We start from the raw sequence: 10,366 nt of genomic DNA, 5'->3' as shown, positions 1-10,366 counted from the left end.
ATTGACGAAAACGCATGGCGCACCAATACTGGAGTCGGCACACAATCCCTCAGGAAAGGCCGGTGCCCACATGACCGAATGGACCAAGCCGGAGTACACGATCGTCGACACGTCGCTGGAACTCAGCGCCTACCTGTTCGCCACCCGCTGACGAGAGGACGCCGCCGTGGAACTGCGGATTCTGGGAACCGCCGCGGGCGGCGGCGTCCCGCAGTGGAACTGCGCGTGCGCCGGCTGCGCCGGCGCACGCCGGTTCCCCGAACGGCGCCGCCGCCACGCCTCGCTGGCGGTGCGCGCGGCGCCGGGACGCTGGTACATCGTGAACGCCACGCCCGACATCGGGGAGCAGATCGAGGCCGAGCCCGACCTGTGGCCGGGCCCCGAGCGGCGCGCCACCCCGCTCGCCGGGGTGATCCTCACCGACGCCGAACTCGACCACACGCTGGGCATCGCGCGGCTGCGCGAGGCCGACGCGGTGGACGTGTGCGCCACGCCCGCCGTCCGGTCGGCGCTGCGCGACCGGCTCGCGCTCGGCCACACGCTCCGGCCCTACACCGACCTCACCTGGACCGACCTGCCCGAGGGCGGCGCGGTCCGGCTGGGGACGATCGAGGCCGAGGGCATCCGGGTGTCGTCCAAGCGGCCCCGGTACGCCGCCGACGACCCGCCCGACGGCGGCTGGGTGGTCGCGCTGCGCCTGACCGACCTGGAGACCGGCGGCACGGCCGTCTACGCCCCCGCGCTGGGCACCTGGCCCGAGAACCTCCGCGACGCCGTGGCGGACGCGGCCTGCGTGATCATCGACGGCACCTTCTGGGACGACCAGGAGCCGCGCACCACCGGGATCTCCGCCAGGACCGCCACCGAGATGGGCCACCTGCCGATCCACGGGCCCGAGGGCACGGCCGAGTCGCTGGCCAAGGTGCCGGGCCGCGTCCTGTACACCCACCTGAACAACACCAACCCCCTGGTCGACCCCGGCGCGCCGCAGCACCGCGCGCTGGCCGAACTGGGGCTCGAAGTCGCCCAAGAGGGCTCAGTCATCACCCTCTGACCACCGGCACCGACCCGCCCCGCAGCCTGGAAAGGAAGGCAGATGACCGCCACCCCGCTCGCGGCCGAGACCGGCCGCGCGAGCACGCCCTGGTCGCGCGAGGAGTTCGTCGACCGGCTCCGCGCCGTCGCGGCCGAGCGCTACCACCACCGCCACTCCTTCAACCTGCGCATGCACGAGGGCACCCTGACCCGGGAGGAGCTGCGGCGCTGGATCCTCAACCGGTTCCACTACCAGCGGCACATCCCGGTCAAGGACGCGCTCATCCTGTCCCGCCTCGACACCCCCGAGCTGCGCCGGAGCTGGATGCGGCGGATCCGCGACCACGACGGCGACCGGCCCGGCGAAGGCGGGATCGAACGGTGGCTGCGGCTGGGCGAGGCGGCGGGCCTGGACCGCTCGCTGCTGCTGTCGGGCGAGGGCGTCCTGCCCGGCGTGCGCCTGGCGGTGGAGGGCTACGTCAACTTCGTGTGGCTGCGCCCGCTCCAGGAGGCCGTGGCCTCCTCGCTGACCGAGATGTTCGCGCCCGACCTGATGCGCACCCGCATCGACGCCTTCGAGAAGCACTACCGCTGGATCGAGCCCGAGGGCCTGGAGTACTTCCGCGCCCGAGTGCCGCAGGGCACACGCGACGGCGCCGAGGCCCTCGACCTGGTCGTCGGCTGGGCCGAGACCCGGCGCGACCAGGAGGACGCCGTCGCCGCGCTGGCCTTCAAGTGCGACCTGCTCGGCGCGCTGCTGGACGCCGTCGAGCACGCCTCGGCGCGGGACGACGCGCGATGACCGCGCCCTGGCGACCCGCGCTGGCCCCCTCGGTCCGGCTGCGGCACGACGCGGTGCGCGACGCCGACCTGCTGGTCATGCCCGAGCGGGTGGTGGTCCTGTCGCCGACCGCCGCCACGATCCTCGGCGCGTGCGACGGCGAGCGGACCGTCACCGACATCATCGACCGGCTCGGCCGCGACTTCCCGGACGCGCCGCTGGCACGTGACGTCCCCGAATTCCTCGGGCAGGTCCGCCGGGAGGGCTGGGTCCGATGACCGAGGCCGGGCTCCCCTGGGCGCTGCTCGCCGAGCTGACCCACGACTGTCCCCTGCACTGCCCCTACTGCTCCAACCCGCTGGAGCTGATCGGCCGGACCGACGAGCTCACGGCCGAGGAGTGGGGGCGCGTGATGCGCGAGGCAGCCGGGCTGGGCGTGCTGTCCACCCATCTGTCGGGCGGCGAGCCGCTGCGGCGCCGCGACCTGGCGGAGATCGTCGCGGCCACCCGCGACGCGGGCATCTACTCCCAGCTGGTCACCAGCGGGCTCGGCCTGGGCCCCGAACGGCTCGCCGAGCTCGTCGCGGCCGGGCTGGACTGCGTCCAGCTGTCGGTGCAGCACGCCTCCCCGGCGGAATCCGACCTGATCGCGGGCACCCGGGCGTTCGAGGCCAAGGGCCGCGCCGCCGGGCTCGTCCGCGAGTCGGGCCTCGCGCTGGGCCTCAACGTGGTCCTGCACCGGCGCAACCTGGACGCCGTCGACGCCATCATCGAGCTGGGGGTGTCCTGGGGCGTCCAGCGCATCGAGCTGGCCAACGCCCAGTACCAGGGCTGGGCCCTGCGCAACCTGCGCGCCCTGCTCCCCGACCGCGAGCAGCTGGCCCGCGCGGAGGAGTCCGTCGCGCGGTGGCGCGAGCGGCTCGACGGCCGGATCGAGATCATCTGGGTGCTCCCGGACTACTTCACCGGCGTCCCCAAGCCCTGCATGGGCGGCTGGGGCGCGGTGTCGCTGACCGTCGCGCCCGACGGGACGGTGCTGCCCTGCCCCGGGGCCTACGTGATGGAGCACCTGACGTTCCCGAACGTCAGGGACGCCTCGCTCGCGGACATCTGGCACGGCTCCCCGGCGTTCGACGCCTACCGGGGCACCGGATGGATGAACGACACCTGCGCGAGCTGCTCGCGCCGCGATCTGGACTTCGGCGGCTGCCGCTGCCAGGCCTACGCGCTCACCGGCGACGCGGCCCGCACCGACCCGGCCTGCTCGCTCTCCCCCGACCACCACCTGGTCAAGAACGCCGGCGCCGGAAGCGACTCGTTCGTCTACCGCGCTTCCGTCCGCGGGGCGCGGGGCGCCGGGAAGACCGGCGGTGCCGGGAAGCCCGGCGGCGCCCGGCGCTGATCAGTCCCGGGTCGCGGCGACCCAGATCACGGTCAGCGCCAGGGCGCCGAGACCGATCTCGGCGAACGCCAGCAGCTGGACGACCACCGCCTTGTCGCCGACGGCGTCCAGCGCGCGCAACAGCCCGAACGCCAGGATGACCGTGGCGGCGATGCGCCCGGCGGGCCCGCGTTGCGTGACCAGGAAGGCGGCCAGCGCCAGCATCAGCGCGACGCCCAGCGCAAACGGCGCGGGCCGCCCGTCCTCGGTCGCCCAGGAGACCAGCCATTCGGTCGCGGTGAGCGCGGCCGCCGCGAGCACCGCCAGCGCGCCCCAGTGGACCGGGACGGCGGGCACCCCGGAACGCGCCGGGCCTCGATCATGCGTCATGATCCCACCTCGCTTGAATGACATGGCCACCTACATGTAGCCACACAATACTACGCACGACCGATCCGCCAGCCCTCCTCCAGCAGACCCGCGCAGGATGCTCGGTGACCAGCCCCGGCGCCGCCGGGGACGAGCTCTCGCCCGCTGGGAGGCGATCGATGACCGGAATGCTGGGCACCACGGTGCTGATCGGCAGCGGCCTGATCGCGGGGGTGCTGTTCGCGGTGGCGCTCAGCACCGTGCCCGCGCTGATGGCCATGCCACCGGACCGCTACATCTACACGCACAAGCTGCTGGGCCGGAACTGGGATCCCACGATGCCGATCATCGTGCTGAGCTCGGTGCTGCTCGACGTCGTCCTGGTGTTCGCCGTCTCGGAACCGGCCCGCTGGCTGTTCCTGGGCGCGGCCGTCCTGCTGCTCGGCGTCTCGGTGGTGTCCCACCTGTGCAACGTCCCGATCAACAAGCAGATGCGCGAGGTGCGCGAGGACTCCATGCCCGCCGACTGGCGGGACCCCCGTCCCCTGTGGCGCTCCTGGCACCTGCTGCGCACGGCCCTGGCCATCTCGGCGCTCGGGGTCAACAGCGTCGCGGTCAGCCTGCTGTGAGAACCCTCTAGGAGCCACCGATGACCGAAACGCGAACCGGGATCGACTTCAACCCGTTCGACCCGGCCTACCGCGCCGACCCCTACCCCTACTACCAGCGGCTGCGCGAGCAGGCGCCGATCTACCGCACGCCGCTGGGCCACTGGCTGCTGAGCCGCTGGGAGGACTGCACCGCCGTGCTGCGCGACGCGCGGTTCGGCCACGGGTCGGCCAGCCTGCTGCGCGAGAACACCTTCCGCAAGCCCGTCGAGGGACGCGCCCGGCCCTTCATCCTGCTCGACCCGCCCGAGCACACCCGGCTGCGCTCGCTGGTCAACAAGGCGTTCACCCCGCGCACCGTGAGCCGTCTGGCGGGCCGGATCCAGGAGCTCACCGACGAGATGCTCGACCGCGTGATCGACGCGGGCGAGGTCGACTTCATGGACGCCGTCGCCTACCCGCTGCCGGTCACCGTGATCAGCGAGCTGCTGGGGGTGCCCGCGGCCGACCGCGACGCCATCCGGGACCTGTCGCACGTGGTCGCCCGCAGCGTCGACCCCGACTTCCAGCACACCCCCGAGGAGCTGGCCCGGCGCGACGACGCCTTCACCCGGTTCGACGACTACTTCCGCGGCCTGGCCGCCGAGCGCCGCGTCAGACCGGCCGACGACCTGCTCACCAGCCTGGTCACCGTCCACCAGGACGGCGAGCGGCTGACCGAGCCCGAGCTGCTCACGACCTGCATCCTCCTGTACGTCGCGGGCCACGAGACCACCATGGACCTGCTGGGCAACGGCCTGCTGGCGCTGATCCGGCACCCCGAGGAACGCGAGCGGCTGCGCGCCGACCCGTCCCTGGCCGACTCGGCCGTGGAGGAGCTGCTGCGCTTCGACCCGCCCACACAGATGTCGCGCCGCACCGCGCTGGAGGACGCCGAGGTCGGCGGCCAGGCCATCGCCGCGGGCGAGCAGGTGGTCATCATGCGGGGGGCGGCCAACCGCGACCCGGCGGCCTTCGCCGACCCCGAGCGGCTCGACCTGGGCCGCAAGGAGAACCGCCACCTCGCCTTCGACGGCGGCATCCACTTCTGCCTGGGCGCCCCGCTGGCCCGGATGGAGGGCGCCATCGCCTTCGCCACCCTGGCGCGGCGCGCGGCGCGCCTGGAGCTGGCCACCGACGAGCTGACCTACCGCGACAACCTCATCATCCGCGGCCTGGCCGCGCTGCCCGTCCGGCTGAGCAGCTGACCGAGACCCGTCCACATCTGGAGTGACCCATGCCCTTCGCCGCGATCACCTATGACATCAAGCCCGGCTGCGAGGACCAGATCGCCGACGTCTTCTCCGACTTCAAGCGCGTGCGCAACCCCGCGGTGCGCGACGCCTCGGGGGCCGAGGTCGGCCGCGTCCTCGGCACGGCGCTGTTCATCCAGGACGACACCATGGTCCGCTTCATCGAGTACCAGGGCGAGCTGGAGGACGTGGCCCGCTTCATGGCCGCGCAGCCCGGCGTCCGCGAGATCGAGCGCAAGCTCAAGCCCTACCTGGCCAGCCCCCGCGACACCGACACGGTCGAGGGCTTCGTGGCCACCTTCCAGAAGAGCACGATGCGGTGCATCTCCCAGCTCTTCAAGGACCGGACCTAGCCCGGCCCGGTCCGGAGAACAAAAGTCCCGCCGCTGAAGCCCTCCGGGGCTTTGGCGGCGGGAGTTCGCACCTGCGAGCCCGTCCGGTCCGGCCGATCGGGCACCGGGGTCGCGGGTAACCCCGATGCCTGGTCTCCGCCGGGCGGCGTCCCGGCCTACATCACGCCTCCCTCGCGGTGCGCGCTCCCTCGGCCGTGACCGGCGTGAGCGCCGGTGCCTGCCCCACCGGCAGGACATGGCCACGAGCGACCGGAATCCCCCGGGGAGCGTCGTGCGGCCCCTGGGTCACCGGACGGGGCGCGCCGTCACCGGCGATCAGCTGCTCCAGCCGCTCCCGGGCGTAGATCCGCCCGAGCTCGGGGAACGCGTAGTGCAGCAGCCCCGACGGGTCGCGCCGCTCCACCTTGACCAGATGGTTCTCCACCAGCCTGCCGAGCACCGCCTCCGCCGAGGCCAGGTCACAGCCCAGCAGATCGGCCGCCCTGGACGCCGTGAAGGCCTCCGCGGGCAGCAGGGCCAGCAGCTGGAAGATGGACTTCTCGCGCTCGCCGACGCGCCGGAAGCTGGCGTCGTAGACGGCGCGCAGGTCCAGATCGCCGATGCGCAGCGCGTTGAGCCGGTTGCCCGGGTCGGCGAGCTCGTCGGCGAACTTCTCCAGCGGCCAGGACGGGCTGGCCGCCAGGCGCATCCCGGCGGCGCGCAGGGCGAGCGGGACCATCCCGCACATCTCCACGATCCGCTCGGCCGAGGATCGTTCCATCTCAACCCGCCACGGCCCGACCATCCTGGCCAGCAGCGTCGTCCCGTCCTCGGGGTCGAGGACGTCGAGCGTGACGGTCGCCGACGAGGGCAGCCCGTGCGAGCGGCTGGTGATGATGACCGCGGCCTCGGCCGAGCCCGGGATGAGCCGGGTGACCTGCATGGACGACACGGCGTCGTCCAGCACCACCAGGAGCCGGCGACCGGCGGCCCACGTGCGGAACTGCTTGGCCCGCTCGTCGATGGAGTCCGCGATGTCGTCGGGCGCGAAGCCGGCCGCCCGCAGGAACTGCTGGAGCACGTCGGCCGAGCGCCCCGGCTCGTCGGACAGGCCGCCGAGCTCGGCGAAGAGCTGCCCGTCGGGGAAGCTCTGCCTGACCCGGTGCGCCAGGTGCACCGCCAGCGCGGTCTTGCCGACCCCGGCCATGCCCACGATCGCGGCGGCCCGGACGGACTTGCGCTCGTCACCGGACAGGAGATAGTCCGACAGCCAGTCGATGACCTCCTCGCGGCCGGTGAAGTCCTCGATGTCGGGAGGCAGCTGCGCGGGCGCCAGACGGCCCGGTGCCGACCGCTCCGGGGCCGGAGCCGGGGCGGGGACGGGGGGGACGTCGCCGCTCGCGGCGGGCCGTGCGGGCGCCTGACCGGCCCCCAGGGCCACCACGGGACGGGTCTCGGCGGAAGGAGCGGGGAGCTTGGCGTTCCCGTTCGGGAGCGGGAGCACCGCCGCCCGCCGCGCGCGCTCCTCGGAGAGCACGACGGCGTTGGACGGCAGCGGTTCGTGAGCCCAGTCCGACGACAGCAGCGACTGGTGCAGCCGCACCAGCGAGGCCGAGGGCTCCAGCCCCAGGTCCTCCACGAGCATGCTCCGCAGGCGCTGGTAGACGTCCAGTGCCTCCGAGCGGCGGCCCGCGCCCTGCAGCGCCAGCATCAGCTTGGCGTGGAAGACCTCGTGCAGCGGGTGGGTGGAGGTCAGCATCCGCAGTTCGCTGATGAGCTCCTGGTGACGTCCGAGCTTGAGGTCGGCGTCGATGCGCATCTCCAGCGCGCGCAGCCGGCACTCCTCCAGCCGGGTGACCTCCGCCAGGAGCACCGGGCCGGTGTCCACGTCGGCGAGGGCCGTGCCGCGCCAGAGCGACAGCGCCTGCCCCAGCACCGAAGCGGCGCGCTCCAGCTCCTGGTTCTCGTAGGCCGCCTTTCCCTCGCTCAGCAGCCGCTCGAAGCGGCAGTAGTCGAGGTCTTCGGGCGACACGGTCAGGACGTATCCGTAGGCCTTGGTCCGCAGCGTCTCGGCCGGAGCGCCCGCGGCGAGGACCTTCCTGAGCTTGTAGATGTAGGTCTGAAGAGTGGCCAGCGCGCTGGGGGGCGGGGCTTCTCCCCACAACTCGTCAATGAGCGTCCTGCTCTGGACGATGTGGCCGTGGTGCAGGAGCAGAAGCGCCAGGACTTCGCGGACCTTGGGTGCGGAAGGGGTGACGTCGCCTGCGTCGCCCTGTACCTCGAGCGGACCCAGGACGGTGAATCTCATTCCTTTCCTCCGTCCCGGTTTCCGCAGGTACCGGCGTGGCAATTCAAGTTATTCGCCCGCCACCTGTTCCACTTTGGTATTACCTTACGTGGTCGGGTATTCACTGAACGCATACCGCCCCCTCTGTAAGCGATTGCCCCAATATGAACTACCAGAGACACATTAGACATTAGTGTGAGAGCCAGGTCTAGACCGCCTTCGGCCATTGGCAGGAGTACACGAATCGTGGCCTCCCGTATAGACAGACTACATACTGTCGCCCCTGAACACAGCCCTGCGTTCCCCTGACTGGTTCGTGACGTCACCATGACCGCACGTCACCGCGAGGGTGACGGTGCGTTTCCTTCCACTGTTGGACCGATGATCGACTAACTCTGACCACATCCTCACAAACCAAAGAATGGGGAATTGACAGCCCGTTAGTCCCTTTTAATGTTACAGGAATGTTACTTTGCCAAAGCATTGCCAAGCGGTACAGGGATGTGCCGCCCAGGTTATGGACACGCAGTCAGGCAACGCTACGTGACCGGCGAATGCCCAGGTCAGCGCGGATGGCACGGCAAAGGGCGCCCCTGGTAAGGCGAATGAGATTCGCCTTACCAGGGGCGCCCTAGCCCGCGACGGGGCCGGAGAGCCTTTTCCAAGCCGCGTCAGGGACCGAACAGTTCGAGTTTCAATCAGCGCAGAAAGCGGGCCACATAATCACGGAGCGCGATCGTCGCGGTCGCCGGGCCGCGGAACCCGACGAACCCGTCCGGCCGGACGAGGTGCACGGCCGGGCCCGGCGCCGTGACGCGCAACCGCAGCGCCCGGTGCTCGTTCGCCAGCGCGCGCAGCTCGGCGTGCGGCACCGGCCCTCCCGCACAGGTCTCGGGGACGAGCAGCGTCCACTCGGTGCAGCGCGGCCGGTCCCCGCCTGACGGGTCGTACAGCCCCGGCATCGGGTCGCCCGCGCGCGGTCCCTCGGGGCGCCCGTGGTCGTCGGAGAGCGGGCTCTCCCGGTAGGTGACGGTCGGCTGGGTGCACATGTCGACCTTGCCCTGCTTGAACCGGGGCGCGTGCGTCGCCTCGGAGTCCTCCCGCGTCCCCAGGGCGAGCACCTTCTCGGTCACCTCCAGCAGCCCGCGCGCGATCCTGCGCCGCTCGACGGTGTAGGAATCCAGCAGGCGCTCGTCGCCCGTCCCGCGCACGACCATGCCGAGCTTCCACGCGAGGTTGACGGCGTCCTGCATCCCGTTGTTCATGCCGTGCACCGTGAGCGGGAGCGCCGTGGCCGAGCCGCCGACCAGCAGGACGCGGCCCATCCGGAACGTCTCGGCGATCCGGCTGACCGGCAGCACCTGCCACGGGCAGCCGGGCGTCTCGGGGACCAGGTCGCGGCCGCTGACCTCGGCGACGGCCGCGACCACCTCGGCCGCGCTCGGGGGCGGGCCCCCGTCGTGCGGCGCCACCATGAACAGCCGGTGGCTCCCGTCCGGCATCGGCACGAAGCCGGCGCTGCGCGCGGCGACGAGATGGATGTGCTCCTCGTCGGGGCCGATGCCCTCGCGGTCGCGGAGCCGCGCGTCGGCGTGCAGGACGCGCACGCCGGGGAACTCGCGCACGACCCGGCGGACGCCCAGCAGCTCCTCGGTGCCGCCGTCGGCGCCGAGCGCGGCCACCAGCCAGCCCGCCCGCACGTGCTCGACCGCGCCGGAATCCCCCGCCGGGACGAGGTCGACGGTGACGCCGTCGGCGTCCGCGCGCACCCGAGTCGCCTCGATCCCGTACTCGGGCTTGACGCCGAGCCCGGCGAGCCGGTCGCGCAGCATCCCGTCGACGACGTCCTGGCTCTGGATCAGCGGGACCGGCGAGACCGCGCCGTACTCGGTGAGGTCCGAGCTGAAGGAGCTCTCGCCCAGATGGAAGACCTTGTGGCGCATCGGCTGCGAGCCCTCGACCAGGGCTCCGACGTCCAGGCCCATGAACGCCATCGCGTCCAGGGTCGCGGGCCAAAGGTTGGTGCAGCGCGTACCGGTGGCCGGGCCGGGGCGCCGGTCGACGATCCGGCAGCGCACCCCGTACTCGGCCAGCACGGCCGCCGCGGTCATCCCGACCGGGCCCGCGCCGATGATGAGAACGTCCGTCTCGGCTGTCCCTCGCACGTGTCCACTCCCGACGCGTCATCGGCCGGCTCCGCCGCCGCCCGCCAGTGCAGACGCAAGGTCACCACGGGGGCCTCGCCGCGCCTTCGAAGGACGCTGGAACCGGCCCCACCGCG

The 10,366-nt window shown here is 72.2% G+C and carries 11 protein-coding genes; 8 read left to right on the top strand and 3 right to left on the bottom strand.

Features of this window, described 5'->3' with window-relative positions; translation table 11 throughout:
- Position 1 precedes the first annotated feature (1 nt).
- From ACQPY4_RS14655 to pqqE, 5 genes are read left to right on the top strand one after another with little or no spacing between them, the layout of a single operon-like run.
- Positions 2-151, top strand: a complete 150-nt coding sequence (locus ACQPY4_RS14655; protein ID WP_433336508.1) for a hypothetical protein — start codon at positions 2-4, stop codon at positions 149-151.
- Between the two features lie 15 nt (positions 152-166).
- Positions 167-1,054: a pyrroloquinoline quinone biosynthesis protein PqqB gene (gene pqqB / locus ACQPY4_RS14650; RefSeq protein WP_433336506.1), complete on the top strand. Its 888-nt coding sequence runs from the start codon at positions 167-169 to the stop codon at positions 1,052-1,054.
- Positions 1,055-1,096: 42 nt separating this feature from the next.
- The gene (pqqC, locus tag ACQPY4_RS14645; RefSeq protein ID WP_433336504.1) at positions 1,097-1,837 is read left to right on the top strand and encodes a pyrroloquinoline-quinone synthase PqqC; all 741 of its coding nucleotides are present in this window, start codon (positions 1,097-1,099) and stop codon (positions 1,835-1,837) included.
- Positions 1,834-2,094 (top strand): pyrroloquinoline quinone biosynthesis peptide chaperone PqqD, encoded by a 261-nt coding sequence (pqqD, locus tag ACQPY4_RS14640; protein ID WP_433336502.1) that lies wholly within the window; start codon positions 1,834-1,836, stop codon positions 2,092-2,094. Before pqqC ends, pqqD begins: the two co-directional genes overlap by 4 nt.
- Positions 2,091-3,218, top strand: a complete 1,128-nt coding sequence (pqqE, locus tag ACQPY4_RS14635; protein ID WP_433336500.1) for a pyrroloquinoline quinone biosynthesis protein PqqE — start codon at positions 2,091-2,093, stop codon at positions 3,216-3,218. Before pqqD ends, pqqE begins: the two co-directional genes overlap by 4 nt.
- Here pqqE and ACQPY4_RS14630 read toward each other — a convergent pair whose 3' ends face one another.
- On the bottom strand, positions 3,219-3,587 hold the full coding sequence (locus ACQPY4_RS14630) for a hypothetical protein (RefSeq protein ID WP_433336498.1): 369 nt from the start codon (positions 3,585-3,587) through the stop codon (positions 3,219-3,221).
- Between the two features lie 158 nt (positions 3,588-3,745).
- On the opposite strand from ACQPY4_RS14630, the gene ACQPY4_RS14625 reads away from it, so the two are divergent.
- The 3 genes from ACQPY4_RS14625 to ACQPY4_RS14615 are packed head-to-tail and all read left to right on the top strand — an operon-like array spanning position 3,746 to position 5,819.
- On the top strand, positions 3,746-4,195 hold the full coding sequence (locus ACQPY4_RS14625; protein ID WP_433336496.1) for a DUF1772 domain-containing protein: 450 nt from the start codon (positions 3,746-3,748) through the stop codon (positions 4,193-4,195).
- Between the two features lie 20 nt (positions 4,196-4,215).
- Positions 4,216-5,421, top strand: a complete 1,206-nt coding sequence (locus ACQPY4_RS14620; protein ID WP_433336494.1) for a cytochrome P450 — start codon at positions 4,216-4,218, stop codon at positions 5,419-5,421.
- Positions 5,422-5,450: 29 nt separating this feature from the next.
- Complete coding sequence (locus ACQPY4_RS14615) at positions 5,451-5,819, top strand: SchA/CurD-like domain-containing protein (protein WP_433336492.1); 369 nt, start codon at positions 5,451-5,453, stop codon at positions 5,817-5,819.
- A gap of 160 nt (positions 5,820-5,979) precedes the next feature.
- On the opposite strand, the gene ACQPY4_RS14610 is transcribed toward ACQPY4_RS14615, so the two are convergent.
- Positions 5,980-8,106, bottom strand: a complete 2,127-nt coding sequence (locus ACQPY4_RS14610; protein WP_433336490.1) for a BTAD domain-containing putative transcriptional regulator — start codon at positions 8,104-8,106, stop codon at positions 5,980-5,982.
- Positions 8,107-8,783: 677 nt separating this feature from the next.
- Positions 8,784-10,250, bottom strand: a complete 1,467-nt coding sequence (locus ACQPY4_RS14605) for an FAD-dependent monooxygenase (RefSeq protein WP_433336488.1) — start codon at positions 10,248-10,250, stop codon at positions 8,784-8,786.
- Between the last annotated feature and the right edge of the window lie 116 nt (positions 10,251-10,366).

This window comes from Spirillospora sp. CA-294931, from assembly GCF_050946795.1.
Lineage (GTDB): Bacteria > Actinomycetota > Actinomycetes > Streptosporangiales > Streptosporangiaceae > Spirillospora.
This window is presented reverse-complemented; position numbering and strand designations above follow the sequence as displayed.